Below are 26,173 nucleotides of genomic sequence, written 5' to 3'. Positions count from 1 at the left end.
GTGCCGGGTCACGCCGACAGCGGGAACTCCTCGCCCAGGGCCCGGAACAGCGCCGTGTTCAGCGCGAAGGCCCGCTTGCACTCGGCGACGACCCGCTGCTTCTCCAGGTCGTCGGCGCGGACGCCGTCCAGCAGCTCGCGGTACTCGCGCTTGAACGCGGCCGGGTTCGCGATCTCCTCGAAGACGTAGAAGCGGACCCCGTCGCCCTTGCGTGCGAAGCCCCACGTCCGCTCCGCCCGGTCGCGGATGATCTGGCCGCCCGACAGGTCGCCGAGGTAGCGCGTGTAGTGGTGCGCCACGTATCCGGCCGGCCACCGCTCGGCGCACTCGCGGACCCGGGCCGCGTACGTCTCGGTCGCGGGCAGGGCGGTCAGGCCCGTGCGCCAGCCGGGTCCGCGCAGGTGCTCCAGGTCCCGCTCCAGCGAGGGCAGTCGCATCAGCTCCGGGCGCAGGAAGGGCCCGGCCACCGGGTCCGCCGCCAGTCGTCCGGCGGGGGCCTCCAGGGCCGCGTAGACGAACCACAGCTGTTCGGTGTAGCGCGCGTACGCCTCGACGCCGAGCCGGCCGCCGAGCAGATCGCTCATGAACGTGGAGGACTCCGCCTCCGTGTGCTGCTCGTGGGAGGCCGTGCGGATGAGGGCTGAGAAGGAGTCCATGAGCCGGATCTTTCCCGGTTAGGTTTGCCTAAGTCAATGGCTTGCCGACGCTTCGTCGGCAAAGTTTCCGACAGGGTGTCGGTAAAAGCGTACTCCGGAGGAACGTGAAAAGCCCGCCCTCCGTGGGGAGGGCGGGCCGGGGGAGCGGGCGGGAGTGCGGCCGGTCAGGGCAGCGTGAGGATGTCCGCGCCCGTGTCCGTCACCACCAGCGTGTGCTCGAACTGGGCGGTCCGCTTCCGGTCGCGCGTCACGACCGTCCAGCCGTCGTCCCACATGTCGTACTCGTGCGTCCCGAGCGTCAGCATCGGCTCGATCGTGAAGGTCATCCCGGGCTGCATGACGGTCGTCGCGTGCGGGCTGTCGTAGTGCGGGACGATCAGCCCGGAGTGGAACGACGAGTTGATCCCGTGCCCGGTGAAGTCCCGCACCACCCCGTACCCGAAGCGCTTCGCGTACGACTCGATGACCCGGCCGATGATGTTGATCTGCCGGCCCGGCCTGACCGCCTTGATCGCGCGGTTCAGCGACTCCCGGGTCCGCTCGACCAGCAGCCGGCTCTCCTCGTCCACGTCGCCGACCAGGTACGTCGCGTTGTTGTCGCCGTGCACACCGCCGATGTACGCCGTCACGTCGAGGTTGACGATGTCCCCGTCGCGCAGCACCGTGGAGTCCGGGATGCCGTGGCAGATGACCTCGTTGACGGAGGTGCACAGGGACTTCGGGAAACCGCGGTAGCCGAGCGTCGAGGGGTAGGCGCCGTGGTCGCACATGTACTCGTGCGCGACCCGGTCCAGCTCGTCCGTCGTCACGCCCGGCGCGATCAGCTTCGCGGCCTCGGCCATCGCCCGCGCCGCGATCCGCCCGGCCACGCGCATCGCCTCGATCGTCTCGGGCGTCTGCACCTCCGGCCCGGTGTACGGCGTCGGCGCGGGCTTGCCGACGTACTCGGGCCGGCGGATGTTGCCGGGTACGGAACGGATGGGAGACAGCTCCCCTGGTACGAGCAGCGACTGGCCAGACATGCCGCGAGTCTAACCAGCGGGCATCGGGGGAAGATGTCGGTGGCGAGAGGAGCTGGTCATGGCCCTGTTCAAGAAGCGCACGGTCGGAAAACCCGGCGAGTGGTACTACTGCCTGGAGCACAAGAAGGTCGAGGAGGGCCCGGAGTGCCCGGCCAAGGACCGGTTCGGGCCGTACGCCTCCCGGACGGAGGCCGAGCACGCGATGCAGACCGCGCGCGAGCGCAACCTGGAGTGGGAGAACGATCCCCACTGGCACGACGCCCCGGGCGAGGACCAACGGGGCTGACCGGCCGCCCGGGCGAGGACCGACGGGGCTGACCGGCCGGACGCCCGTCACGACGGCTGCCGCGCGCTTCCCGCGCGGCCCGCGCACCGGTCACAGGCCGGCGATGTCCTCCGCCCTCCTGGCCACGGAGCGGAGCTTCTTCACCACGCCGTCGGGCCGCCTGTCGCGTGCCGCCCGCTCCGGCGGCACCAGCCGCGCGGCGACCCGCACGGCGTGGGCGTCCGGGTCGCCGAAGGCGGTCCGCGGCTCCTCTCCCGTCTCCGCGCAGTGCACCGTGACCTCCTTGACCGCCTGGAGCACGACCGGCCGGTCCACGCCCGGCTGCATGGCCAGACGCACCTGGAAACGCGCCATCCACCTCTCGCGGTCCTCCGCCCCGACGTCCGTCGTCCTCTCGCTCTTCCGCACGTGTCCTCCCTGGGTCTTCCGCGGATGTCCGTCATGGAGTCGGACGCCGGGGCGCCGGGGCGGGTTGCCGTTCGAGCGAAATCCGGCGGGCCCGCGTGCTTCGAAGGCGGCGGGCCGGAGGAGGCCCCGGCCCCGCCGGCGTGCTCACCAGCGCGGTGGCGGCGGGGCCGTCAGGTGGTCGGTCAGGCGGGAGAGGCGGTCGCGGAAGCGGCGGCGGCCCCGCGGGGGCGGCACCGCGTTCTCGCCGGCCGCCGCGCTCACCAGGTGCTGCACCGTGTCCAGGTCCAGCTCCGCCCCCTCCGGCACGGTCAGCGTCTCGTGCGCCATGGCCGTCAGCTCCCGCTCGCCGCTGCCCAGGGCCAGCACCGTCGCACCGGCCCGCCGGGCGTCGTGCACCCGCTCCAGCAGCGGGGCCCCCGGCTCGTCGGGCGCCACCACCAGCAGCGTCTCCCCGCGCCGGGCCGCCGCCAGCCGCCCCAGCCCCACCGCCAGATGCGCCGGGTCCGTCGGACGCGCGTCGTGCCGCACCAGGGTCGGCGCCAGCTCCGGCGTCCCCGACCAGGCGGCCTCGTCCACCAGGTGGGCCGCCAGATGCCACGGCTCGTACCCGGCCGTGCCCACCAGCAGCAGCCCGCCCCCGTGCGGCACCACCGATCCCCGCAGCGCCCCCGCGAAGCGCCGCGTGGCCCCCAGCCACTCGGTCCCGGCGAGCACGTCCCGCAGCAGCGCTACCCGTACGGCGTCCATGGGCCCGCATCCTGCCGCAACCCGGCCCGCCCGTCGCGGCGTTCGCCCCGGATTCCCCCGACCCGGGGACGGCACCCCGCCCGGCGGCACCCGGGCCGGTGCGGCGACCGGGGCGGACGTAGGGTCGGGCCCATGACCTCTACCGACAGTGCCGCACAGAAGGCCCCCGCCAAGGACCCCTGGGACCTGCCCGACGTCTCCGGGCTCGTCGTCGGCGTGCTCGGCGGGACCGGTCCGCAGGGCAAGGGCCTCGCCTACCGCCTCGCCAAGGCCGGCCAGAAGGTGATCGTCGGCTCCCGCGCCGCCGAACGCGCCCGGGCCGCCGCCGGGGAACTCGGGCACGGCATCGAGGGCGCCGACAACGCCGAGACCGCCCGCCGCAGCGACATCGTGATCGTCGCCGTCCCGTGGGAGGGACACGCCAAGACCCTGGAGTCCCTGCGCGGGGAACTGGCCGGCAAGCTCGTCGTCGACTGCGTCAACCCGCTCGGCTTCGACAAGAAGGGCGCCTACGCCCTCAGGCCCGAGGAGGGCAGCGCCGCCGAGCAGGCCGCCGCCCTGCTGCCGGACAGCCGGGTCACCGCCGCCTTCCACCACCTCTCCGCGGTCCTCCTCCAGGACCCGGAGATCGACGAGATCGACACCGACGTCATGGTGCTCGGCGAGGACCGGGCCGACGTGGAGACGGTGCAGGCCCTCGCCGGGCGCATCGCCGGCATGCGCGGCGTCTTCGCCGGGCGGCTGCGCAACGCCCACCAGGTCGAGTCGCTGGTCGCCAACCTGATCTCCGTCAACCGCCGCTACAAGGCACACGCCGGGCTCCGCGTCACGGACGTATGAGGCGATGGGGGACACTGGTGGGTGCGGGTACGCCGCTGCCGGCCGTACCCGCAGTACCCGCACGTGTCCCCCGACAGGAGCCCCGCCCATGCCCCGCCTCGCCGTCTACGCCCTGATCGTCTGCGTGCTCGCCGTGGTCGCCGCCGTCGTCTCCTTCGTGCAGGGCAGCGTCGTGATCGGCGTCGTCTGGGTGCTGCTGACGGGCGTGTCGTCCAACATGTGCTGGTACTACGTCAAGCGCGGCCGGACCCCGCGCCGCGAGTCGGTCGCTAACTGACCGAGCAGTACTCGTCGGTCTGCCAGAACCGGTACAGCTCGAAACCGCAGTACGAGTCGACGTCGCTGATCCCCAGCCCGCGCAGGATCGCGTCGACCGCGTCGAAGAACACGCCGTTGACCGCCGGCAGCCACAGCAGCGCGAACACGAACAGCAGCCCGAACGGCGCGAACGGCTCCACCTGCCGCCGCACGCCGTACGACAGCCACGGCTCGATCACCCCGTAGCCGTCCAGCCCCGGCACCGGCAGGAAGTTCAGGATCGCGGCCGTGACCTGGAGCAGCGCGAGGAAGGCGAGCGCGAGCCGGAAGTCGCGCGGCACACCGTCCAGCGCGTCCAGCCAGAACGGGGCCGTGCACACGGCGGCGAACAGGACGTTCGTCAGCGGGCCCGCGGCCGAGATCAGACTGTGCCGCCAGCGCCCGCGGACGCGGTCGCGCTCGATGAACACCGCGCCGCCCGGCAGACCGATCCCGCCCATGATCACGAACAGCACGGGCAGCACGATGCTCAGCAGCGCGTGCGTGTACTTGACCGGATTCAGCGTGAGGTAGCCCTTCGCGCCGACCGAGATGTCGCCGCCGTGCAGGGCGGTGCGCGCGTGCGCGTACTCGTGCAGGCACAGCGAGACGATCCACGCGGCCGTCACGAACAGGAACACGGCCAGGCCCGGCTGCTCGGCGAACCCGCTCCAGGTGGCCCACCCCGTGACCGCCATGACGGCCAGGATCCCGAGGAAGACGGGACTGATCCTCCGGTCGCCGGGACGGGTGGTGGCGGCGGTCATGGGACTCCCTGACTGGCTGACTTGCGCGCGCACGGCGGACCGTGGGGGCGCGGGACTGCCCGACCGTACCCGGTGCGGCACGTGTTCGGCGAGGCCCGGCCGGGCGCTGCCGCGCCGCGCGGAACAAACCCCGTGACCGGCTCCGACGGCAGCAGGGACAATGGGTCCGTGCGCTACCGCATCCTCGGCACCACCCAGGCACTCCGCTCCGACGGCACGGCCGTCCCCGTCGGCGGGGCGCGGCTGCGCGCCCTGCTGACCGTGCTCGCCCTCCGGCCCGGCCGCGCCGTGCCCGTGGGGCTGCTGGTGGAGGAGGTGTGGGGCGACGACCCGCCCGCCGACGCGCCGGGCGCCCTCCAGGCCCTGGTCGGCCGGCTGCGCCGGGCGCTCGGCGCGGACGCGGTCGCCTCCGCCGACGGCGGCTACCGGCTCACCGCCGCCCCCGACGACGTCGACCTGTACCGCTTCGACCGGCTGGCCGGCGAGGGCTCCCGCGCCCTCGCCGGCGGCGACCCGGACAAAGCGGCCGAGCTCCTCGACGACGCCCTCGCCCTGTGGCGCGGCCCCGCCCTCGCCGACCTGCCCGACCGCACCGCCGAGGCGGCCCGCTGGGAGACCCGGCACCTGGACGTCCTGCGTGCCCGCCACACCGCCGCCCTGGACCTCGGGCAGGCGGAACACGCCCTGCCCGAGCTGACCGCGCTGTGCGACGGCCACCCCCTGGACGAGCCCCTCCAGGTCCTGCGGCTGCGCGCCCTGCGCGACACCGGCCGCACCGCCGAGGCGCTGGCCGCGTACGAGGAGCTGCGCCGCCTGCTCGCGGACCGCCTCGGCACCGACCCGGGGCCCGAGCTGCGGGCACTGCACGGGGAGTTGCTCGATCCCACGCCGGCCTCCGGCCCTCCGCCGCGCCCGCTCCGGCCGACGCCGCCCGGGTCTGCGGGGCGCCCCGGGCCGGGGCACCCGGGGTCTGCGGGCCGGCCCGACGCCGCCGGGCACGCAATGCCGCCCGGGCCCGCCGGGTCCGCGGGTGTCCCCGGCCCGGCGCCGCACCCCGGGGCTGTGGGGCAAGCCGGTCCTGCGGGGCGTCCCGACCCAGCGACGCACCCCGGTCCTGAGGCCCGCCCCGGCTACGGCGGGCGCCCGGCAGCCGCCGGCTCCGGGGAGTGCGCGGCGCCCGCCGATCCCGCGGGGCGCCCCGGCGCCGCGACGCCCGTCGTCCCCGGGACGGCCGCCCGCTCGGCGGCGCCCGCCGACCCCATGGCGCCCCCCGGACCGGCGACGCCCGGCACCTCCTCGGCGCCCGCCGCCTCTGCGACGCACCCCGGCTCACCGGCGTCCGCCGGCCCCGCGGTCACCGGGACCCGTGAGGCCCCCGCCGCGGCCCGCCCCCGGGGCAACCTCCGGGCCCGGCTCACCTCGTTCGTCGGCCGGGACGCCGAGATCCGGGCCCTGCGCGCCGACCTGGCGACCGCGCGGCTCGTCACCCTGCTCGGGCCCGGCGGCGCCGGGAAGACCCGGTTGTCGCAGGAGGCCGCCGAAGGCGCCGGGGACTCCGCGCAGGACGGTGCCTGGCTGGCCGAACTCGCCCCCGTCGACGACCCCGACGCCGTACCGGAGGCCGTGCTGACCGCCCTCGGCGCCCGCGAGACCGTGCTGTACGGCGCCGGCGCCGAGGAGATGCGGGCCGTCGCCGTGGCCGACCGGCAGGCCACCGCCGTCGAGCGCCTCGTCGAGCACTGCGGCCGGCGTCGCATGCTGATCGTCCTCGACAACTGCGAGCACGTCATCGACGCCGCCGCCCGTCTCGCCGAGGAACTGCTCGCCCGCTGCCCCCGGCTGACCGTCCTCGCCACCAGCCGCGAGCCCCTCGGCATACCGGGGGAGCTGCTGCGCCCGGTCGAGCCGCTGCCCGAGCCGGCCGCGCTGCGGCTGCTCGCCGACCGGGGAGCAGCCGCCCGCCCGGGTTTCCGCCCCGACGCCGACGAGGAGACCGCGGCGGCCTGCGCCGAGATCTGCCGCCGCCTCGACGGCCTGCCGCTCGCCATCGAACTGGCCGCCGCCCGGCTGCGCATGCTCACCCCGCGCCAGATCGCCGACCGCCTCGACGACCGCTTCCGCCTGCTCACCTCCGGCAGCCGCACCGTCCTGCCCCGGCAGCAGACGCTGCGCGCGGTCGTCGACTGGTCCTGGGACCTGCTCGACGAGGAGGAACGGGACGTGCTGCGGCGCCTGTCCGTCTTCGCGGGCGGCTGCGACCTGGCCGCCGCGGAGGCCGTGTGCGGGCCCGCCGCCCTGGAGGCGCTCGGCTCGCTCGTCGACAAGTCCCTGGTCGTGGCCGCCCCGTCCGGGAGCGACGGCATGCGCTACCGGCTCCTGGAGACCGTCGCCGAGTACGCGGGGGAACGCCTCGACGAGGCCGGTGACCGGGCCGCCGCCGAGCGCGCGCACCTGACGTACTACCGCGAACTCGTCCGCACCACTGATCCGTTGCTGCGCGGCCCCGGGCAACTGCGCGCCATCGAGCGGCTGGAGCGCGAGTACGAGAACGTCCGCACCGCCCTGCGGCACGCCGTCGCCGAGCGCGACGAGCAGGAGGCGCTCTGCCTGACGCTGTCGCTGGCCTGGTACTGGCACGTCCGCGACCTGCGGCTGGAGGCCAGGAACTGGCTCAGCGAGGTCATGGCGCTCGGCCCGGACCCGTTCACCGATCCGCCCCGACCGGCGGCCCCGGTCGAGGAGCGGTGCACCAGCGCCCCGCCCCCGATGACCGGCGAGGTCCTCCTCGAGGCCCGGCGCGGCGTGCACCTGGCCCACCTGGCCTGCATGGACACCGAGCTGGACGCCTGGCAGAACCCGGCGGCGCAGGCGAAGCTGCGGTCGATCGCGTCGACCTACCGGCCGGGAATGCCGCAGACCTGCCGCAGTCCGGGCCTGTTCTGGTTCTTCGCCGTGATGCTCACCGGCGACACCGAGCGCCTGCACGAGAGCATCGACGCCTCCGTGCGCACCTGCCGCGAGACGCCGGGCTACGAGTGGGAACTGGCCTGCGCCCTGCAGTGGCGGGCCAACCTGGCGAGCCACCGCAGCGACCTCCGCGGCGACGCCACCCGCGACGCCGACGAGTCGCTGGAGCTCTTCCGGCGGCTCGGCGACGAGTGGGGACTCGCCGAGGCCCTCTCCGCCCGCGCCGAGGCCCGCGAACACCGGGGCGAGCACCTGCTCGCCGCCGCCGACTACGAGGCCGCCGCCGAGTACGCCGAGCGGCTGGGGGCGCACGCGCAGGTCGATGTGCTCGACGCCCGGCTCGGCAGCGCGCTGCTGGAGGGCGGCCGCGACCCGGAGCGGGGCGAGCGCATCCTGCGCGAGGTCGTCGAACGCACCGACGACGGCGGGCACAACAGGACCATGCCCGCCGCCCGGCTGTTCCTCGCCGGCTGGCTCGCCCGCACCGGCCGCACCGGCGAGGCCCGGGAGCAGTTGCGGCTGCTGCGGGAGCGCTTCTCCATCGCCCACTTCGCCGTCTTCGACGCCTTCATCCTCTCGGCGGAGTCCTGGATCGACGCCCTGGACGGCCACTACGACACCGCTCTCGACAAGGCCCGCCAGGCCCTGGCGCGCGGCAACGACCCGCTGTCGGTGGCGATCGCGCCGCAGATGCGCTCGGTGCACCTGGTGGTCGCGGCCCTGCCGCTGGCCCGGATCGACGGCGGGAGGCGAGCCGGGGACGCCGCCCGCTGCCTCGGCGCCGCCGCCGCGCTGCGTCCGCCCGGTTACGTCGAGGAGAGCATGGAACGCGAGGTGCGCCTCCGCGCCGTCGACTGGACCCGTGCCGCCCTCGGCGACCCGGCGTACGAGGCCGCGTACGCCGAGGGTGCCGGCCTCACCATGGAGGAGGCCGGCGCCCTGGTCTGATCCGGATCAGGTCTTGGTGCGGAACTTGTGGATCGCGACCGGCGCCATCACCGCCGTGATCGCCGCCGACCAGCCCACCGTCATCCACAGGTCGTGGGCGACGGGGCCGCCCACCATCAGGCCGCGGGCGGCGTCGGCGAGGCTGGACAGCGGGTTGTAGTCGGTGAACGTCCGCAGCCAGCCCGGCATGGAACCGGGCGGCGCGAAGATCGAGGACCCGAACTGCAGCGGCATCAGCACCAGGAAGCCCATCGCCTGTACGGACTGGGCGTTCTTCATCAGCACGCCCAGGGTGAGGAAGATCCACATCAGGGCGGAGCCGAACAGCACCGAGAGCCCCACGGAGGCCAGCAGCCCGGGCCAGTTGGTGATGTCGAAGCCGACGAGCACACCGACGACCAGCAGGACGACGGTGGCGAACAGCATCCGCATCACTTCCACGGCGATCTTGGCGAACAGCACGGAGCCGCGCCCGATCGGCAGGGACCGGAAACGGTCCATGACACCGGAGTTGAAGTCCTGGTTGAAGCCGGTCCCGACCCCCTGGGCCATGTTCATGCCCATCATGGCCATCAGGCCGGGCACGACGTACTGCACGTACGCCTGCTGCCCGCCGCCCAGCGACTGGCCGATGGAGCCGCCGAAGACGTAGACGAACAGCAGCGTGAAGACGACCGGGAACAGGATGGCGTCGAACATCGACTCCGGGTCCTGCCGGATCCACAGCAGGTTGCGGCGGATCAGCGCGCCGGTGTGCCGGACGTGCCCGCGCAGCGGGATCCGGGCGTCGGGAGCGGTGGTGGGAGTGGCGGTGGCGGCGCTCATACGGCGACCTCCTCGCGGGCGTCGGTGGCGGTCGCGGTGTCCTGCGGGGCACCGGCGCGGTGGCCGGTGAGGGACAGGAAGACCTCGTCCAGGCTGGGCAGTTCGGTGGTGATGGAGGCGATGGTGACGCCGCGCGCGGTGACCGCGCCGACCACGGCGGTCAGCTGCTCGTCGCTGAGGATCGGCACCAGGACGGCCCCGCGCTGGGTGTCCACGGTGGAGTGGGCGAGCCCGGTGATGCCCATGTCGTCCAGGAACGAGGCGAGCGGGCGCAGTTCGGCCGGGTCGACCGGCCGGATGCGCAGGGTGCGCCCGCCGACCTTCGCCTTCAGCTCCTCGATGCCGCCCTTCGCGATGACCTTGCCGCGGTCGACGACGGTCAGTTCGGAGGCGAGCTGCTCGGCCTCCTCCATGTACTGGGTGGTCAGCAGCACGGTGACGCCGTCGCCGACCATGCGCTTGACCTCGTCCCACACCTCGTTGCGGGTGCGCGGGTCCAGGCCGGTGGTGGGCTCGTCCAGGTAGAGGACGGCCGGATGGCCGATCATGGAGGCGGCCAGGTCGAGGCGGCGGCGCATGCCGCCGGAGTAGGTCGACGCGGGCCGCTTGGCGGCCTCCGTGAGGGAGAACCGCTCCAGCAGTTCGTCGGCACGGGCGCGGGCGTCCCTGCGGGACAGGTCGAGCAGCCGCCCGATCATGTAGAGGTTCTCCCAGCCGGGGAGCTTCTCGTCCACGGACGCGTACTGCCCGGTGAGTCCTATCACCCGCCGCAGCTGCCGCGGCTGCCGTACGACGTCGTAGCCGGCGACGTGCGCGCGGCCGGCGTCGGGGGTGATGAGGGTGGACAGGATGCGGACGAGGGTGGTCTTGCCGGCGCCGTTCGGTCCGAGCACGCCCATCACGGTGCCCTCGCGCACGTCCAGGTCGACGCCGTCCAGCGCCTTGGTCTCGCCGTAGTGCTTGACCAGCCCCCGCACGGTGACCGCGCTGTTCGCGGCCGGGGGGTTGTCGTCGATTCGCTTCATGCCGACGACGGTGTCAGCCCCCACTGACAAACCGCCGACATCCCGCCGACAGCCGCCCGGCCCCGCCGACATCCCGTCGACAGCACCGCCATGCCGCCGGTTTGGGGGAGCGGTGCCGGACGAGGCGCAAGAACCGGCCCCGCCGACGGGGGAGATCGGCGGGGCCGGAGGGTGCGGTGTCGGTCTAGTGGACGGAGTGCTCCTCCAGCGGGAACGTTCCGCCGACGACGTCGTCGGCGAACGCCTTCGCCGCGTCGCCCATGACCTGGCGCAGGTCGGCGTACTTCTTCACGAACTTCGGCACCCGTCCCGAGGTCAGCCCGAGCATGTCGGTCCACACCAGCACCTGCGCGTCCGTCTCCGGGCCCGCGCCGATGCCGACGGTCGGGATGTGCAGCGTGCGCGTCACCTCGGCGGCCAGCTCGGCCGGCACCAGCTCCAGGACGACCGCGAAGGCGCCCGCGTCCTGCACGGCCTTGGCGTCGCGCAGCAGCTGCTGGGCGGCCTCCTCGCCGCGCCCCTGCACGCGGTAGCCCATGGCGTTGACGGACTGCGGGGTGAGGCCGATGTGCGCCATCACGGGGATGCCGGACTCGACCAGCAGCTCGATCTGCCGGTGCGAGCGCTCGCCGCCCTCCAGCTTGACCGCCCCGACCCCGGCCTCCTTGACCAGCCGGGTCGCCGAGCGCAGCGCCTGCACCGGGCCCTCCTGGTAGGAGCCGAAGGGCAGGTCGGCCACGATCAGGGCGCGGCTGGTGCCCCGGACGACGGCGGCCGAGAGCATGGTCATCTCGTCCAGCGTGACGGGCACGGTGGTGTCGTAGCCGAGGTGGCAGTTGCCCGCCGAGTCGCCGACGAGCATGACCGGGATGCCGGCCTCGTCGAAGACGGACGCGGTCATCGCGTCGTACGCGGTGAGCATGGGCCACTTCTCGCCGCGCTCCTTGGCGGCGGTGATGTCCCGGACGGTGATGCGACGGGTGCTCTTGCCTCCGTACAGCGCCCTGCCGCCGTCGGCGGGGCTGGCCTGAGGCGTCTGGGCAGCCGGAAGCTGCGTCATGGCAACGGCTCCTTCATGTCATCTCGAGGCGCCCTGACGGCGTCCCCGGATCCCTCCCATGGTGGCATCTCGCGCCGACGGTCGGCTAGGGGACCCGCACCACGCGGCGTACGGCCGCTTTCCGGGGGTGTAAGAGCTCGGTAAGAGAATTCCGATACGGAACGGTCTCGTATCGGAAAGTTCCTAGGCTCGACGGTATGACTACTCCTGCCGTCTCCGCCTCCCGGCGCATACCGGAAGAGGTGCACCGGCGCCGCTGGGCCATCCTCGGTGTGCTCATGCTGAGCCTGTTGATCGTGGTGCTCGACAACTCGATCCTGAACGTCGCCATCAAGACCATCTCCACCCCCGAGCCCACCGGCCTGGGCGCCACCCAGAGCGAGCTGGAGTGGGCGATCAACGCCTACACCCTCGTCTTCGCCGGCCTGCTGTTCACCGCCGGCCTGCTCGGCGACCGGCTCGGCCGCAAGAAGGTCCTGCTCGGCGGTCTGGCCGTGTTCGGCATCGGCTCCGCCCTCGCCGCCTTCTCCGGCTCGCCCGGCGAACTCATCACCTTCCGCGCGGTGATGGGCCTGGGCGCCGCCTTCGTCATGCCCGCCACCCTCGCCGTCCTCATGAACGTCTTCGAGCGCGAGGAACAGCCCAAGGCCATCGGCATCTGGGCCGGCGGCGTGGGCCTGGCCATCGCCATCGGCCCGATCACCGGCGGGCTGCTCCTGGACCACTTCTGGTGGGGCTCGGTCTTCCTCGTCAACGTGCCGATCGTCGTCCTGGCCCTCGCGCTGATGATGTGGCTGGTCCCCGACTCCCGCGACCCGAACCCCGGCCGCCTCGACCCGGTCGGCGTCGTCCTGTCCGTCGTCGGCCTCGTCCTGCTGGTCTACGGCATCATCAAGGGCGGCCAGCTCGCCGACTTCACGGATCCGGCCGTGCTGGCGACGACCGGTGCGGGCCTCGCCGTGCTGGTGGCCTTCGTCGTGTTCGAGAAGCGCAGCGACCACCCGTCCATCGACGTCACGTACTTCCGCAACAAGGTCTTCTCCGCCGCGATCGCCGCCATAGCGCTGGTCTTCTTCGCGCTGATGGGCGTGACCTTCTTCTCGGTCTTCTACACCCAGAGCGTGCTCGGCTACTCCCCGCTTCAGACCGGTCTGCTGATGCTGCCGCTGGCCGCCTCGCAGCTGGTCTTCGCCCCCCGGGCCCGTCTCCTCGTCGACCGTTTCGGCAACCGGGTCACGACCACGGCCGGGATGGTGCTCATCGCCGTGATGCTGGCCGCGTTCGCCACGCTGGAGGCGGACACGCCGGTCTGGCTGCTGGAGGTCTACTTCTTCCTCATGGGCACCGGCATGGCGCACATCATGACGCCGACCAGCGTCGTCATCATGCAGGCCCTGCCCCGCGAGAAGGCCGGCTCGGCCTCCGCGCTCAGCAACACCTTCCGCCAGGTCGGCGGCGCCCTCGGCATCGCCGTCCTCGGCTCGGTGCTGTCCACCGCCTACCGCACCGGCATCGAGGACGACCTCGACCGCGTCCCGGCCGGCCTGCGCCACACGGCCGGCGAGTCCATCGAGGCCACGCTCGGCGTCGCCGCGAAGCTCGGCCCCGAGGGCGGGGCCCTGGTCGGCCCGGCCAACGACGCCTTCCTGCACGCCATGCACGTCACCGCCCTGTGGGGAGCGGGCGTCGCCGTGCTCGGCGCGGTCGTGGTGGCCCTGTACCTGCCGGGCCGGCCCCCGCGGCCCGAGTCGCCCGAGCGGGAACGGGAACCGGTGGCCGCGGTGGAGTAGTGCCCCCGCACCGGGGACAATCGGTCCCAGCCCAGTGAAAGGACCCGGCACGTGAGCCTCGACAGCCGCTCGCCGCACCACTGGCCCGCGCGGGGACGTCCCCGCAGCGAGGCCGTCGAGCGCGCCATCATCGAGGGCGTGATGGAGCTCCTGGAGCAGGGCGTGCCGCTCGCCGAGCTCTCCGTCGAGCGCATCGCCCGCGTGGCCGGCGTCGGCAAGGCCACCATCTACCGCCGCTGGAGCGGCAAGGAGGAACTCTTCGTCGACGTCGTCCGGGCCGCCGAGCCCGAGGACCCGGTCCTGCCGGGCACCTCGATGCGCGACGACCTGATCGTCGTCCTCGAGTCGCTGCGGCAGCGGGGCCTGACCAACCGGTCGGCGATCCTGCACGGTGTGTACGCCCAGATGAAGTCCAGCCCCAGGATCTGGGCGGCCTACCACGACACCGTCGTCCTCCCGCGGCGCAGGCTCGGCATCGAGATACTGCGCCGCGGCCGCGACAACGGCGAACTGCGCGACGACGTCGACCTGGACCTGCTCCACGACATCGTCGTCGGCCCCATGCTGGTGCGCGCGGTCCTGCGTCCGGAGGGCGACCTGCCCGAGGACCTCGCCGCGCAGATCGTCGACACCCTGCTCGCCGGGCTGCGCCCCGCCGACCGGACCCGCCCATAGGGCCCGAAATGTGATCGTTCTGTCACAGAGGCCATGGTTCCGCTTGTGTTCGGAACCCCGAACGCCGGCTCGTACGTCCTCTGCCCGTACGGCCGTCACGGGACGGCGGGAACGGGACCGATCATCCCCTAGGGTGCTGTGACACGGGGGGGCGACGGTATGCACGGCAGGTAGTGAGGCGGCGGTATGGCGCAGCAGGCGTACATGACGGAGACGGACAACGGCGGCTCGGGACCCGAGCGTCGGAGCCCCCGGCTCCGGCGCCTGCTCGACCGGCTGGTCACCGGCTGGCGAGGCGACCGGCGGATCTGGCGCCGGGGCCTGATCACGGCGGCGGTGGCCGTGATCCTTGCCGCGGTCATGGCGGCGCACTCGCGCATCCCCAACGCCGTCGGCAACCTCGGCAGCCTCACCGAGACCTTCCTGCCGTGGTTCGGTCTGCTGATCCCCGTCCTGCTCGTGATCGCCCTCGTCCGCAGGTCGGCGACGGCGCTGATCGCGCTCGTCCTGCCGGTGAGCGTGTGGCTGAACCTCTTCGGCGGCCTGCTCTTCGACAAGACCGGCACCGGCGGCGACCTCACGGTGGCCACGCACAACGTCAACGCCGACAACGCCGACCCGGCCGGCACCGCCCGTGCCGTGGCCGCCGCCGACGCGGACGTGCTGGCCCTGGAGGAGCTGAAGGCGTCCGCCGTACCGACGTACGAGAAGGCGCTGGAGCCGACGTACCCGCACCACGCGGTCGTCGGCACCGTCGGACTGTGGAGCAAGTACCCGATGAGCGACGTGAAGGCCGTCGACATCCAGCTGGGCTGGCAGCGCGCGATGCGCGCCACCGTGGCCACCCCCTCCGGCCCGGTCGCCGTGTACGTCGCCCACCTGCCCTCCGTCCGGGTGAAGATGGAGGCCGGTTTCACCGCCCGGCAGCGGGACACGAGCGCCGCCGTCCTCGGTGAGGCCATCTCCGACGAGAAGCTGCCCCGCAAGATCCTGCTCGGTGACCTCAACGGCACCGTGAACGACCGCGCGCTCACCGCGATCACCTCGCAGCTGCGCTCCCCGCAGGGCGCCGCGGGCAACGGCTTCGGCTTCAGCTGGCCGGCGTCCTTCCCGATGGCCCGCATCGACCAGATCCTGGTCACCGGCGTCGAACCGGAGACCAGCTGGACGCTTCCGGCGACCGGCAGCGACCACCTGCCGATCGCCGCGCGTGTGAAGGTCGACACAACGGCTTCCTGAGATTCGCCGCCGGAATACTCGCCCTGAGAGGCTTTGTTCCGTACGGGAACATAACGACGTCCCCTCCCGTACGCACACCCCGCTCTCGAAAGGCGAGACCCTTCATGCCCCTGGCCCTGCTCGCCCTCGCCGTGGGCGCCTTCGGCATCGGCACGACCGAGTTCGTGATGATGGGCCTGCTGCCCGATGTCGCCGACGACCTGCACATCTCGATCCCCACCGCCGGACACCTGGTCTCGGCGTACGCGCTCGGCGTCGTCGTCGGCGCCCCGCTGCTCGCGGCGGCGACCGCGCGGATGTCCCGCCGCACGGTCCTGATCGCCCTGATGGTCCTCTTCATCGCGGGCAACGCGCTCTCGGCCGTCGCCCCCGGCGAGGTCTCCCTGCTCGCCGCCCGCTTCGTCAGCGGTCTGCCGCACGGCGCCTTCTTCGGCGTCGGCGCGGTGGTCGCCACCGGCATGGTGGCACCCGAACGCAAGGCCCGCTCCGTCTCCCTGATGTTCCTGGGCCTGACCGTCGCCAACATCGTCGGCGTCCCCGCCGCCACCGCCGTGGGCCAGCACCTGGGCTGGCGGGCCACGTTCCTCGGCGTGAGCGCGATCGGCGTCGCGGCGACGGCGGCCCTCGCGGCACTGATCCCGCGCGACCACGCCCCGGCCCCCACGACGGGCCTGCGCGGCGAACTGGCCGCCCTGCGCTCCCTGCCCGTCTGGCTGGCCCTCGGCACCACGGTCGCCGGCTTCGGCGCGCTCTTCGCCGCCTACAGCTACATCACACCGATGCTCACGGACGCCGCCGGCTTCGCCGAGGCCAGCGTGACGCTGCTGCTCGCGCTGTTCGGCGTCGGCGCCACCGCGGGCAACCTGCTGGGCGGCCGGCTGGCGGACCACTCCCTGCGCGGCACGCTCTTCGGCGGCCTCGCCTCCCTGGTCCTCGTCCTCGCGCTCTTCCCCCTCCTGATGCGCACGGAGGCCACGGCGGCCGTCGCGGTGGCGCTGCTCGGCATGGCCGCCTTCATCACCGGTTCACCCCTCCAGCTGATGGTCATGGAGAAGGCCTCGGCGGCCCCGTCCCTGGCCTCCTCGGCCAACCAGGCCGCCTTCAACCTCGCCAACGCAGGCGGCGCCTGGATCGGCGGCCTCACCCTCGCGGCGGGCTTCGGCACCACGTCCCCCGCCCTGGCGGGCGCGGCCCTGGCGGTCCTCGGCCTGGCGGTCGCGGCCACGGCGTACGCGGTGGACCGCCGCCGGGCCGCCACCCCGGACACCGGCCGTGAGCGTGTGGTCGCGGGACACGTGCCGGAGACGGCGGAGACGGTACGGCGGTGACGCCGGGCCGCGCGGCCGGTCACAGGTCGTCGGGAAGGATCCGGAAGCAGCTGTACCGTCCGCCCGACGGCCGTACGGCCCGGAAGTCCCGCAGGTCCCTCGTGAGGACGGCATCCGTGTCGTACTCGGCGGCGAGGGCCACGCTGACCGCGTCCACCAGGTCCAGATCGAGCGACGCGTACCGTGCTCGTACCGTCAGCGCCGCGTCCAGGATCTCGGGCGTGGGCGGGGCGAGGACGAGCCGCATCTGCCGCACGCGTGCGGTGAGGGAGCGCAGGATCCCGTCGGCGGCCGGGCGTCCGGCCCGGCCGGTCGCCACCTGATGCACCTCGGTGAGCGCGAGCGGGGTGGCGACGAGGAAACCGCACGCGTCGGCGGCCTTCCTGGCCGCGTGGTGGTCCGGGTCGGAGCGGTTGAAGAGGGTGAGGAGGCCGGAGGTGTCGGCCACGGCGATCACGCGGCGCGGCCCCGGTTCCGGCGCTCGCGCTCCTCGTGCCCTTCCGTGACCGCGGCCCGGATCTCGTCCTTGTCCACGGGGCCGCCGAGGTCGAAGGTCTCCTCGTCGGACACGAACGGCTCGTCCCAGACGCGGTGCGCCAGGGCGATGCGGTGGATGCCCTCGCGGATTATCTCCGCCTCCGCGACACCGAGGCGTGCGGCGGCCTCCTTGATGAGCGCGAGGTCGCTGTCTTCGGCGTAGACGTTGGTGCGCTTCAGAGCCATGTTTCGACGGTACAGCTCATGTACCACGAAGGCGCCGCCTTCCGGAGTGCCGCCCGGCCGTCCATCCCCTCGCCTAGGGCGCTTGGGCCCGCAGCGGGGCTCGGGCGGCCGGAAATGCCGTGCGGAGGCGCTCCGCCCCGCTGCATGATGCTGACCATGGCTGCCCGCACCACCGAACCCGCCCGCCTCGGTGAGACCCGCCTGCCGGACGGCCGCCTGCTCGGCTGGGCCGAGTGGGGCCCCGCGGACGGTGTGCCCGTCCTGCTGTGTCCCGGTGCGGCCACGAGCCGCCGGCTCGGCTTCGGCGCGGGCGTCGTCGACACGCTCGGCGTCCGCCTGGTCTCCGTCGACCGCCCCGGACTCGGCGCCTCCACGCCCGCTCCGGGCCGTACCTTCGCCGACTTCGCCGCCGACGTGCGCCGACTGTGCGCCCTGCGGGGCCTGGGCCGGCCGGCCGTGGTCGGCAACTCCCAGGGCGCGCCGTTCGCTCTCGCCTGCGCCGAGGCGGGCCTCGCCTCCGCGCTGGCGCTCGTCTCGGCGGCCGACGAGGTCGCCGCCCCCGAGCTCGCCTCCGCCCTGCCCGCGGAGCTGCGCGCCCTGACCGAGCGGGCGGTGCGGGACCCGGCCGCCGCCGAGGAGTTCTTCGCGGGCTTCGACGCCGACGCGATGTGGGACCTGGTCATGGGAGGCAGCCCCGACTGCGACCTCGCCGTGTACCGGGACCCGGACTTCGAGGCCGCGTACCGCCGGGCCCTGACGGAGGGCTTCGCCCAGGGCGCGGCGGCCGGATACGCCCGCGACACGGTCCTCGCGATGGGCCGCTGGCCGTTCGATCTCCGCCGGATCACCGTCCCGGTGGACATCTGGTACGGGGAACAGGACGAGAGCCACTCGCCCGACAAGGGCGCCCTGCTCGCCACCCGCCTCCCCGACGCCCGCCGTCACCTCGTCCCAGGCATCGGTGGCGCCCTGTTGTGGACCCACGCGGAGCCGGTACTGGGCGCACTGCAGGCCCATCACCCGTAGGCGTTGCCCGAGGACCGTTCCCCCCGCCCGGCTTCACCCGCACACCTACCGTGAGGCACGACGCGTACGGCGGCGGAGGGGTGCGGAATGACGGTGAACGGCGAGGCGGTGCGGCCCAAGGGCGAGGCGGACGAGCCGGGTTGGGAGGTCGACCCGGACGACGAGTGGGGCGTGGCGGTCCTCGCCACCGTGGGGCGGCAGCTGAAGCTGCGGCGCGAGGCGGTGGGGATGCGCGCGGGGGACTTCGGTGCGGCGGTCGGGTACGGGGAGGACCTGGTCTGCAAGACCGAGGGCGGGAAGCGGATTCCGCGGCGGGAGTACCTGGAGCGGGCCGATGAGGTGCTGGGGGCGGGTGGGCTCATCGCCGCGACCTGGGAGGACGTGAAGAAGGTCCGGTATCCGAAGCATGTGCGGGACCTGGCGAAGATGGAGTCACGGGCCGTCGAATTGTTGTCGTACGGCATCCACAACCTGCACGGCCTCGTGCAGACCGAGGAGTACGCCCGTGCCCTGCTGGGCACGCGCCGACCGACGCTGTCGGAAGACGAGTTGGAGAGGGCGGTCGCCGCGCGGATGGTCCGCAAGTCGATCTTCGACCGGGCTCCCGCTCCGGAACTCAGCTTCGTACAGGAAGAGGTGACCCTGAGGCGTCCCGTCGGGGGCAGGATGGTGTTGCGCAGACAGCTCGAACACCTGTTGGAGGTAGCGCGGTTGCGGCACGTCGAGATCCAGGTGATGCCGACGTCTCGCGGTGATCATCCGGGAACGGGAGGACGGATCCAGATGCTCAAGTTCGACGACGGCACTGCGGTCGGCCGGGCCGACGACGAGTTCGGCAACCGGCCTGTCACGGAGCCCCGGCACCTGCGCATCCTCGAACTGCGCTATGGCATCATCCGCGCTGAGGCGCTGACCGCCCGGGAATCAGTGGCCTTCATCGAACAACTGCTGGGGGAGACATGAGCCGCAGGGACACAGCCGGAGACCTCGCCGACCTGACCTGGTTCAAGAGCAGCTACAGCGACAGCAGCAACCCCAGCGACTGCGTCGAGGTCGCCATGACCCCCGTCGCCGTCCACGTCCGCGACTCCAAGCGCCCCGACGGCCCCCGCCTCGCCGTCACGCTGGCGGCGTGGGCGAGGTTCGTGGCCGGTACCGGCGCGGACTGAGCGGTCTCGATCGGAGCGAACGTCCCGGCAGCGCACCGCGCGGGCGGCGTGTCGCCGGGACGTTCGCTCCCGTCGCTCTGCGGATCAGACGCAGGTGGTGCGCGCCTGGTCGTACGGTGTGGCGCCGCCGAGCGTCAGTGAGGCGCCGAGGCCGGCGCAGGCCGCGACCGGGCCGGCCTCCGCGTAGAGGCCCGCGCCGGCGTCGATGCCGACGTGGCCGCCGGACACCTGGTCCAGGTCCGCGTCGGAGAGTTCAGCCGTTTCGACCTGGGGGACGAGGCTCATGGCAGGTCTTCCCTTTCGTGGGAACGAGATCGGAGCGGTGAAGCGCGCACGCCGAATGCCGGAGTGGGGAGTCCGGAACCGATCACCGGCGTGGCGCGCACTGATCAAAGCACGCTGGTGAACGGCCCACCACACGTGCGCTGTTGAGGGGCCTCCCCGGGCATCTCCGCCTTCACCGGTGTGGGCATGCGGTCGGGGAAAGAGCCCGCGTCTTCACGCTTTTTTCCCGGTGGGGGCGCTCTCTCCGGGGCCGCGACGCGCGTAGCCGCCCCTGCCCGCCACCGCCCCGTCCCGTCCACGTGACCGCGAGATGAACGGTGTGCAGGTCCAAGGGATTTTCCGGCGCGGCCTCACGATCGGCCGGCTCCGCGCGGCGGACCCCCGGGCTCGCGGCCGGCCGCCGTGAGCCCGTACGACGGCGCTGGGAGGTGAATCCTTTCCGGGTCTCCCCGCCTCTTGTCCGTGTACCGGCCGAACGGGCCGGTGGAACCGGGAGGAATCACCCATGATGGTCACCGGCCTCGTACTGATCGGAGCCCTGCTCGTGGGCGCGTGCGGCTGGCACCTGATGCGGCGCTACAAGGGCCGAAGCTGACCGGCGCCCGCGCACAGGACGCCTCCCCTGGACGAGGAACAGATGAACCCACGCTTCCCCTGGCCGGACGAGCGGCTGATCAAGGCCGCTCAGGACGGCGACGTCACGTCGCTCACCACCGTCGTCATGGAATCGCAGCCCCATGTGCGCAAGTTCGCCCTGTCGCTGTGCGCCTCGCCGCAGGACGCGGAGGACGCCGCGCAGGAGGCGCTGATCATCCTCTACCGGAAGATCGGCACCTTGCGGGCCACCGGTGCGCTCGCCTCGTGGATGTTCCGGATCGTGCGCAACGAATGCCTCCGGCACCTACGGCTGCTCGTCGCGCGGAGCGACGAGGCGTCGGACGGACCGGAGACGTCCGCGGAACCGTCCGCCGAGGACGCGGTGCTGCGCAGGCTGGAGGCGGAGCGGATCGCGGCCGCCGTCGGTGCCCTGCCCCGCGACCAGCGGCAGGTCCTGATCATGCGGGACGTCCAGGGACTGCCCGGCAGGACCGTCGCCCATGCGCTCGGTCTGAGCAACGCGGCGATGAAGTCCCGGCTGCACAGGGCGCGTGCGGCGCTGCGTCACTCGCTGGCGGCGCCCGATCACGTCATCGACCGACCAGTCGGAGAGGAATCATGACCGTGAAGCCCGCTCGGATCACGGAAGGTCCGCCCACCGCCCGGCCCACGGAGCCCGGGACGGACTTCGCCAGTAAGTCCGTCCCGCGCCACCTGGCGCGCGGCGCCCTCGGCTTCGGGCTGGTCATCGGCTCGATCGGCCTGGTGCCCGTCGTCGGCCCGGCCACCCTGCTGGCGGCCCCGCTGGCCCTGATCGCCTTCCGCGGCTGCCCCACCTGCTGGCTGGTCGGCCTGGCGCAGACCGTCTCCCGCGGCCGTCTGGAACGCCGGTGCCGGGACGGCGTCTGCACCCTCGCCAAGGCGCACCCGGCGGCGAGGGCCGCGGACAGGCCGGCAGCCGGCACCGGCCCTGCGGATCACGTGGTGGTCTCGTCCGGCCGCGGTCCGCTGTCCAGGCAGCAGCGGACGAACTCCTGAACCACGGGGTGGGTGTCGTCGGCGCGGGCCCACGCCACACCGACCTGGCTGGGGCTGACGCCGCTGACGGGGCGGTAGGTGATGCCCGGACGGGCGTAGAAGCGGGCGGCGGACGCGGGGGCCAGGGCGATGCCGTAGCCGTTGGCGATCGCGCTGAGCCAGTCGTCCGGCTGGTCGGTGACGGCGCCGACGCGGACCGGGTGGCCCTCGCGTTCGCCGGTGGCCAGCCAGTACTCGCGCCACCGGCCTGATTCGGGCGGGGCGGCCACGAACGGCTCGTCCCACAGGTCCCGGAAGGGGATCACCTCGCGTGCGGCGAGAGGGTGTCCGGAGGGGAGGGCGACCCAGCGGGGCTCGGTGAACAGCACCGCCGTCCGCAGGGCGTCCTGGCCGGGGAAGGGCAGCCGCAGCAGGGCGACGTCGACGTCCCCGTCGGCGAGTCCGGCGGTCGGGTGCGACCAGGAGGCCTGCCGCATGTCCACCCGCCAGCCGGGCCGGCGCCGGGTGAACTCCGCGATGATGCGCGGAGTCGCCTCGTTGGCGGCACTGGCCATGAAGCCGACCCGCAGCACGTGGGCCGCGCGGCCGGCCGCGCTCCTGGTCTCCCGCAGCACCTGGTCCCACCGGGCCAGCAGGGCGGGCACCCGCTCCGCCAGGACCCTGCCCGGTTCGGTGAGGGCCATGCCGGTGCGGGACCGCGTGAACAGCCGTACTCCCAGCCGGGCCTCCAGTTGCTTGATCTGCTTGGTGAGCGCCGGCTGGGACACGAACAGCCGCTCCGCGGCACGGGTGAGGGTCCCCTCCTCCGCCACGGCGACGAAACAGCGCAGCAGCCGACTGTCCACATCCATGCCGCCAGGTTATAGACGCAGCTATTGGACGTCATCCCGGGACTCGGGAAGGCTTGACGCAGGGAGCCCGCAGGGCTCGCCGACCTCATGACGCACTCGGCCGAAAGGCGAGGCACCCATGTTCACCGCCTACGTCGTCATCACCGTCGTCACCGTCCTGGCCAACGCCGGAATCGCCGTCGCGGACCTCTCGCGGGCCGACTTCGTCGTCGCCAACTCGACCGAAGTGGGTCTTTCGCGGACCTGGCTTCCGCGGCTCGCCGCGCTCAAGCTCGCGGGGGCCGCCGGTCTCCTGCTCGGGCTCGCCGGTGCCACGGCCATCGGCGTCGCCGCCGCGACGGGACTCGTCCTGTTCTTCGTCGGTGCGGTCGCCGCACACGTCCGGGCCCGCGTGTACCACAACATCGTGTTCCCCGGCGCCTACCTGGGCCTGGCCGCCGCGTCTCTCGTCCTCGCCGCCGCGCGATGGGCGTGAGGGCGCGCACGAAGGGCCGGGGCCGGAACGTCCGCCACGGGCCGAGGGCCCGGCGGTCCGTGACCGCCGGGCCCTTCTCGCACAGCAGGGGACGAACGCCCCGGCCCGCCCCTACAGCACCGGCAGCGACTTCCGCAGCTCGAACGCCGTCACCTGCGACCGGTACTCCTCCCACTCCTGCCGCTTGTTGCGGAGGAAGAAGTCGAAGACGTGCTCGCCGAGGGTCTCGGCGACCAGGTCGCTGTGTTCCATCAGGGCCAGGGCCTCGCCCAGGTTCTGGGGGAGCGGTTCGATGCCCAGGGCGCGGCGTTCCGCGTTGGACAGGGCCCACACGTCGTCCTCCGCGCCCGGCGGGAGCTCGTAGCCCTCCTCGATGCCCTTGAGGCCGGCGGCCAGCAGGACCGCGTAGGTCAGGTACGGGTTGGCGCCGGAGTCGATGGAGCGGACCTCGACGCGGGCCGAGCCGGTCTTGCCGGGCTTGTACATGGGGACGCGGACCAGCGCCGAGCGGTTGTTGTGGCCCCAGCAGATGTAGGACGGGGCCTCGCCGCCCGCGCCGGCGGTGCGCTCGCTGCCGCCCCAGATGCGCTTGTACGAGTTCACCCACTGGTTGGTGACCGCCGAGATCTCCGCCGCGTGCCGCAGCAGGCCCGCGATGAAGGAGCGGCCGACCTTGGAGAGCTGGTACTCCGCACCCGACTCGTAGAAGGCGTTGCGGTCGCCCTCGAAGAGGGAGAGGTGGGAGTGCATGCCCGAGCCCGGGTACTCCGAGAACGGCTTCGGCATGAACGTGGCCTGCAGGCCCTGCTCCAGCGCGACCTGCTTCATGACCAGGCGGAACGTCATGATGTTGTCGGCCGTGGACAGCGCGTCGGCGTAGCGCAGGTCGATCTCCTGCTGGCCGGGGGCGCCCTCGTGGTGGGAGAACTCCACCGAGATGCCCATCGACTCCAGCATCGTGATCGCCTGGCGGCGGAAGTCCATGCCGATGTTCTGCGGGGTGTGGTCGAAGTACCCGGAGTTGTCGGCGGGGGTGGGGACCGTGCCGTCGACCGGCTTGTCCTTCAGCAGGAAGAACTCGATCTCCGGGTGCGTGTAGAAGGTGAAGCCCTGGTCCGAGGCGCGGGCGAGGGCGCGCTTGAGGACGTAGCGGGGGTCCGCGAAGGACGGCGAGCCGTCCGGCATGAGGATGTCGCAGAACATCCGGGCCGTGCCGGGCGCCTCCGCGCGCCAGGGCAGGATCTGGAAGGTCGACGGGTCCGGCTTGGCGATCATGTCGGACTCGTAGACCCGGGCGAAGCCCTCGATCGCGGAGCCGTCGAAGCCGATGCCCTCGTCGAAGGCCTGCTCCAGCTCGGCCGGGGCCACGGCCACGGACTTGAGGAAGCCCAGCACGTCCGTGAACCACAGGCGTACGAACCGGATGTCGCGCTCCTCGAGCGTCCGGATCACGAACTCCTGCTGCTTGTCCATCTTCCGCTTCCCCATCCTTGCTGGTCAGGCCGCCTGTCTCCGGTACGGCGGAAGGCGGTCGGGCACCTGAGCATCACACCACAGCACCGTTTCGTACGCGTTGCGGACCTCGGTCGGCCGTCCGGCCCCGGACGATCCGGACCCGCGCCGTGTGCACCGCTCACCCGCAGCGTAGAGGCCGCGTGTTCGATCGGGCCATTCCTGGGGTCCCGCGGTGCCGGATCGCGTCTCCTCCCTACGAAAGAGCCCTCCCGCACCCTTACGATCAGCCCACTCAGCGTCCCCCTCCTTACCAGAAGGGCACACCCCATGGGTTCCGCCGACAAGACCAGCAGCACGGCGCGGCAGACGCGTATAGCGGACATGCGACGCGCCGATGAGGCACGTGAGCGCCGGAACCGCGTCCTCACCGTCGGGATCAGCGCCGTGGTCGTCGCCGGTCTCGTCGCCGGCGGTGTCGTCCTCGTGCGCTCGCAGTCCGACGGGTCCGATGCCGCGGCGGCCACCGGCCCGGCGGCCACCGCCACGGCGGCCACCGACCCCAAGGCCTCCGGCACGTTCGTCACGGGCGAGGACGGTGTCCGCACGTGGAAGGGCACCCTGGCCCGCAACCACGTCGCCGGGAAGGTGACCTACCCGGTCGAGCCCCCGGTCGGCGGCGACCACAGCCAGGCCTGGATGAACTGCGACGGCGACGTCTACACCGAGCCGCTGAACAACGAGAACGCCGTGCACTCCCTCGAGCACGGCGCGGTCTGGGTGACGTACACCGACAAGGCCGCCGAGGCCGACGTCGAGGCGCTGGCGGCGAAGGTGAGGAAGACCCCGTACTCGCTGATGAGCCCCGACGACAGGCAGAAGGACCCGATCATGCTGACGGCCTGGGGCCACCAGCGCACCGTGACGGGCGCGAGCGACCCGAACGTGGACGCGTTCTTCGAGAAGTTCGTCCAGGGCGAGCAGACCCCCGAGCCGGGCGCCGCCTGCACCAACGGACTGTCGCGGTGACACCGGGGCGGGCCGGCTGGATCGCGGGGGCCGCCGCGGCGGTCCTCGTCGCGGCCGGCGCCATCACCTACGCGGTCGCCGGCGACGACGGCGGGGACGGCACCCCGTCCGCCGGCTCGGCCGACGCCGGGTTCGCGCGGGACATGGCGGTGCACCACCAGCAGGCCGTCGAGATGTCGTACCTCGTGCGCGACCGCACCGAGGACGAGGAGGTGCGCCGGCTCGCCTACGACATCGCGCAGACCCAGGCCAACCAGCGGGGCATGATGATCGGCTGGCTCGACCTGTGGGGGCTGCCGAAGGTGTCGTCCGACCCGCCCATGACCTGGATGGGCATGGGCGACGCGCCGTCGGCGGGGGAGGGCTCGCTGATGCCCGGCATGGCCACCGACGCCGAACTGGAGAAGCTCGCCGGCCTGCGCGGCAGGCAGGCCGAGGTCTACTACCTCCGGCTGATGACCGAGCACCACGAGGGCGGCGTCCACATGGCGAAGGGCTGCGCCGCCAGGTGCGCCGTCGGGGTGGAGAAGCGGCTGGCCCGGGGGATGGTGGAGTCGCAGGAGTCCGAGATCCGGCTGATGGCGGACCTGCTGGCGGAGCGCGGAGCGAAACCGGAGGCATGACGCCGGCCCGCGGGGCGCCGGCACA

At 73.0% G+C, this 26,173-nt stretch carries 29 protein-coding genes; 16 read left to right on the top strand and 13 right to left on the bottom strand.

Going from position 1 to position 26,173, the window contains the following annotated elements:
• Window positions 1-8 precede the first annotated feature (8 nt).
• Window positions 9-656: a heme oxygenase (biliverdin-producing) gene (locus ACIRFH_RS07840; RefSeq protein ID WP_403517948.1), complete on the bottom strand. Its 648-nt coding sequence runs from the start codon at window positions 654-656 to the stop codon at window positions 9-11.
• Window positions 657-820: 164 nt separating this feature from the next.
• Window positions 821-1,678: a type I methionyl aminopeptidase gene (gene map, locus ACIRFH_RS07835; protein WP_403517946.1), complete on the bottom strand. Its 858-nt coding sequence runs from the start codon at window positions 1,676-1,678 to the stop codon at window positions 821-823.
• A gap of 58 nt (window positions 1,679-1,736) precedes the next feature.
• Here map and ACIRFH_RS07830 point away from each other — a divergent pair, with 58 nt between their 5' ends.
• Entirely contained in the window at window positions 1,737-1,964 is a 228-nt protein-coding gene (locus tag ACIRFH_RS07830; RefSeq protein WP_403517944.1) for a hypothetical protein, read from the top strand.
• 90 nt (window positions 1,965-2,054) lie between these two features.
• On the opposite strand, the gene ACIRFH_RS07825 is transcribed toward ACIRFH_RS07830, so the two are convergent.
• A complete protein-coding gene (locus tag ACIRFH_RS07825) occupies window positions 2,055-2,372 on the bottom strand; it encodes a hypothetical protein (protein WP_403517942.1) in 318 nt (105 codons plus the stop codon).
• A gap of 144 nt (window positions 2,373-2,516) precedes the next feature.
• Window positions 2,517-3,119, bottom strand: a complete 603-nt coding sequence (locus ACIRFH_RS07820) for a hypothetical protein (protein WP_403517941.1) — start codon at window positions 3,117-3,119, stop codon at window positions 2,517-2,519.
• A 132-nt stretch (window positions 3,120-3,251) separates the two neighbouring features.
• Between ACIRFH_RS07820 and npdG the strand changes: the two genes are divergently transcribed.
• Both npdG and ACIRFH_RS07810 read left to right on the top strand, forming a co-directional pair.
• A complete protein-coding gene (gene npdG, locus ACIRFH_RS07815) occupies window positions 3,252-3,959 on the top strand; it encodes an NADPH-dependent F420 reductase (protein WP_403517939.1) in 708 nt (235 codons plus the stop codon).
• Between the two features lie 88 nt (window positions 3,960-4,047).
• Window positions 4,048-4,236 carry a hypothetical protein gene (locus tag ACIRFH_RS07810; protein ID WP_403517937.1) on the top strand — a complete coding sequence of 63 codons (189 nt, stop codon included), beginning with the start codon at window positions 4,048-4,050 and terminating at the stop codon, window positions 4,234-4,236.
• Here ACIRFH_RS07810 and ACIRFH_RS07805 read toward each other — a convergent pair.
• On the bottom strand, window positions 4,229-5,023 hold the full coding sequence (locus ACIRFH_RS07805) for a site-2 protease family protein (protein WP_403517935.1): 795 nt from the start codon (window positions 5,021-5,023) through the stop codon (window positions 4,229-4,231). The genes ACIRFH_RS07810 and ACIRFH_RS07805 overlap by 8 nt on opposite strands.
• A gap of 168 nt (window positions 5,024-5,191) precedes the next feature.
• Between ACIRFH_RS07805 and ACIRFH_RS07800 the strand changes: the two genes are divergently transcribed.
• Window positions 5,192-8,938, top strand: a complete 3,747-nt coding sequence (locus ACIRFH_RS07800) for an AfsR/SARP family transcriptional regulator (RefSeq protein WP_403517933.1) — start codon at window positions 5,192-5,194, stop codon at window positions 8,936-8,938.
• A gap of 6 nt (window positions 8,939-8,944) precedes the next feature.
• On the opposite strand, the gene ACIRFH_RS07795 is transcribed toward ACIRFH_RS07800, so the two are convergent.
• The 3 genes from ACIRFH_RS07795 to panB all read right to left on the bottom strand — a co-directional run bounded on the left by ACIRFH_RS07795 (window position 8,945) and on the right by panB (window position 11,848).
• Window positions 8,945-9,763, bottom strand: coding sequence for an ABC transporter permease (locus tag ACIRFH_RS07795; protein WP_403517931.1), 819 nt, complete (start codon window positions 9,761-9,763; stop codon window positions 8,945-8,947).
• The gene (locus ACIRFH_RS07790) at window positions 9,760-10,788 is read right to left on the bottom strand and encodes an ATP-binding cassette domain-containing protein (RefSeq protein ID WP_403517929.1); all 1,029 of its coding nucleotides are present in this window, start codon (window positions 10,786-10,788) and stop codon (window positions 9,760-9,762) included. Before ACIRFH_RS07790 ends, ACIRFH_RS07795 begins: the two co-directional genes overlap by 4 nt.
• Before the next feature lie 184 nt (window positions 10,789-10,972).
• Complete coding sequence (gene panB / locus ACIRFH_RS07785) at window positions 10,973-11,848, bottom strand: 3-methyl-2-oxobutanoate hydroxymethyltransferase (RefSeq protein ID WP_403517928.1); 876 nt, start codon at window positions 11,846-11,848, stop codon at window positions 10,973-10,975.
• A gap of 197 nt (window positions 11,849-12,045) precedes the next feature.
• On the opposite strand from panB, the gene ACIRFH_RS07780 reads away from it, so the two are divergent.
• From ACIRFH_RS07780 to ACIRFH_RS07765, 4 genes are all read left to right on the top strand, one after another.
• Window positions 12,046-13,638, top strand: coding sequence for an MFS transporter (locus ACIRFH_RS07780; protein ID WP_403517926.1), 1,593 nt, complete (start codon window positions 12,046-12,048; stop codon window positions 13,636-13,638).
• A 51-nt stretch (window positions 13,639-13,689) separates the two neighbouring features.
• Window positions 13,690-14,313 (top strand): TetR/AcrR family transcriptional regulator, encoded by a 624-nt coding sequence (locus ACIRFH_RS07775; RefSeq protein WP_403517924.1) that lies wholly within the window; start codon window positions 13,690-13,692, stop codon window positions 14,311-14,313.
• 186 nt (window positions 14,314-14,499) lie between these two features.
• Window positions 14,500-15,552 carry an endonuclease/exonuclease/phosphatase family protein gene (locus ACIRFH_RS07770; protein ID WP_403517922.1) on the top strand — a complete coding sequence of 351 codons (1,053 nt, stop codon included), beginning with the start codon at window positions 14,500-14,502 and terminating at the stop codon, window positions 15,550-15,552.
• Window positions 15,553-15,656: 104 nt separating this feature from the next.
• Window positions 15,657-16,880 carry an MFS transporter gene (locus tag ACIRFH_RS07765; protein WP_403517921.1) on the top strand — a complete coding sequence of 408 codons (1,224 nt, stop codon included), beginning with the start codon at window positions 15,657-15,659 and terminating at the stop codon, window positions 16,878-16,880.
• 19 nt (window positions 16,881-16,899) lie between these two features.
• Here ACIRFH_RS07765 and ACIRFH_RS07760 read toward each other — a convergent pair whose 3' ends face one another.
• Together ACIRFH_RS07760 and ACIRFH_RS07755 are read right to left on the bottom strand one after the other, a co-directional pair.
• The gene (locus ACIRFH_RS07760; protein WP_403517919.1) at window positions 16,900-17,337 is read right to left on the bottom strand and encodes a type II toxin-antitoxin system VapC family toxin; all 438 of its coding nucleotides are present in this window, start codon (window positions 17,335-17,337) and stop codon (window positions 16,900-16,902) included.
• Complete coding sequence (locus ACIRFH_RS07755) at window positions 17,334-17,603, bottom strand: hypothetical protein (protein WP_403517918.1); 270 nt, start codon at window positions 17,601-17,603, stop codon at window positions 17,334-17,336. Before ACIRFH_RS07755 ends, ACIRFH_RS07760 begins: the two co-directional genes overlap by 4 nt.
• A 156-nt stretch (window positions 17,604-17,759) precedes the next feature.
• On the opposite strand from ACIRFH_RS07755, the gene ACIRFH_RS07750 reads away from it, so the two are divergent.
• The 3 genes from ACIRFH_RS07750 (at window position 17,760) to ACIRFH_RS07740 (ending at window position 19,798) form a co-directional block, all read left to right on the top strand.
• Entirely contained in the window at window positions 17,760-18,629 is an 870-nt protein-coding gene (locus ACIRFH_RS07750; protein WP_403517916.1) for an alpha/beta fold hydrolase, read from the top strand.
• An 87-nt stretch (window positions 18,630-18,716) separates the two neighbouring features.
• Window positions 18,717-19,592, top strand: a complete 876-nt coding sequence (locus tag ACIRFH_RS07745) for a helix-turn-helix domain-containing protein (RefSeq protein ID WP_403517914.1) — start codon at window positions 18,717-18,719, stop codon at window positions 19,590-19,592.
• The gene (locus tag ACIRFH_RS07740; RefSeq protein WP_403517912.1) at window positions 19,589-19,798 is read left to right on the top strand and encodes a DUF397 domain-containing protein; all 210 of its coding nucleotides are present in this window, start codon (window positions 19,589-19,591) and stop codon (window positions 19,796-19,798) included. The genes ACIRFH_RS07745 and ACIRFH_RS07740 overlap by 4 nt, the downstream gene beginning before the upstream one ends.
• 84 nt (window positions 19,799-19,882) lie before the next feature.
• On the opposite strand, the gene ACIRFH_RS07735 is transcribed toward ACIRFH_RS07740, so the two are convergent.
• Complete coding sequence (locus ACIRFH_RS07735; protein ID WP_403517910.1) at window positions 19,883-20,083, bottom strand: hypothetical protein; 201 nt, start codon at window positions 20,081-20,083, stop codon at window positions 19,883-19,885.
• A gap of 637 nt (window positions 20,084-20,720) precedes the next feature.
• Between ACIRFH_RS07735 and ACIRFH_RS07730 the strand changes: the two genes are divergently transcribed.
• Window positions 20,721-21,302, top strand: coding sequence for an RNA polymerase sigma factor (locus tag ACIRFH_RS07730; protein WP_403517908.1), 582 nt, complete (start codon window positions 20,721-20,723; stop codon window positions 21,300-21,302).
• Window positions 21,299-21,718 (top strand): hypothetical protein, encoded by a 420-nt coding sequence (locus ACIRFH_RS07725; RefSeq protein ID WP_403517906.1) that lies wholly within the window; start codon window positions 21,299-21,301, stop codon window positions 21,716-21,718. Before ACIRFH_RS07730 ends, ACIRFH_RS07725 begins: the two co-directional genes overlap by 4 nt.
• On the opposite strand, the gene ACIRFH_RS07720 is transcribed toward ACIRFH_RS07725, so the two are convergent.
• Window positions 21,658-22,569, bottom strand: a complete 912-nt coding sequence (locus ACIRFH_RS07720) for a LysR family transcriptional regulator (protein WP_403517904.1) — start codon at window positions 22,567-22,569, stop codon at window positions 21,658-21,660. The two genes, ACIRFH_RS07725 and ACIRFH_RS07720, sit on opposite strands and share 61 nt — an antisense overlap.
• A 118-nt stretch (window positions 22,570-22,687) precedes the next feature.
• On the opposite strand from ACIRFH_RS07720, the gene ACIRFH_RS07715 reads away from it, so the two are divergent.
• The gene (locus ACIRFH_RS07715) at window positions 22,688-23,044 is read left to right on the top strand and encodes a DoxX family protein (protein ID WP_403517902.1); all 357 of its coding nucleotides are present in this window, start codon (window positions 22,688-22,690) and stop codon (window positions 23,042-23,044) included.
• A gap of 111 nt (window positions 23,045-23,155) precedes the next feature.
• Here the strand turns inward: ACIRFH_RS07715 and ACIRFH_RS07710 are convergent, their stop codons facing one another.
• Window positions 23,156-24,517 (bottom strand): glutamine synthetase family protein, encoded by a 1,362-nt coding sequence (locus ACIRFH_RS07710; protein WP_403517900.1) that lies wholly within the window; start codon window positions 24,515-24,517, stop codon window positions 23,156-23,158.
• A gap of 309 nt (window positions 24,518-24,826) precedes the next feature.
• Here ACIRFH_RS07710 and ACIRFH_RS07705 point away from each other — a divergent pair, with 309 nt between their 5' ends.
• Window positions 24,827-25,525 carry a DUF3105 domain-containing protein gene (locus tag ACIRFH_RS07705; RefSeq protein ID WP_403517898.1) on the top strand — a complete coding sequence of 233 codons (699 nt, stop codon included), beginning with the start codon at window positions 24,827-24,829 and terminating at the stop codon, window positions 25,523-25,525.
• A complete protein-coding gene (locus ACIRFH_RS07700; RefSeq protein WP_403517896.1) occupies window positions 25,522-26,148 on the top strand; it encodes a DUF305 domain-containing protein in 627 nt (208 codons plus the stop codon). The genes ACIRFH_RS07705 and ACIRFH_RS07700 overlap by 4 nt, the downstream gene beginning before the upstream one ends.
• Window positions 26,149-26,173: the final 25 nt, after the last annotated feature.

The organism is Streptomyces sp. NPDC093586 (genome assembly GCF_044764905.1).
Classification (GTDB): Bacteria; Actinomycetota; Actinomycetes; order Streptomycetales; family Streptomycetaceae; genus Streptomyces.
The sequence above is the reverse complement of the archived record's forward strand: the minus strand, read 5'-3'. Positions and strand labels throughout refer to the sequence as shown.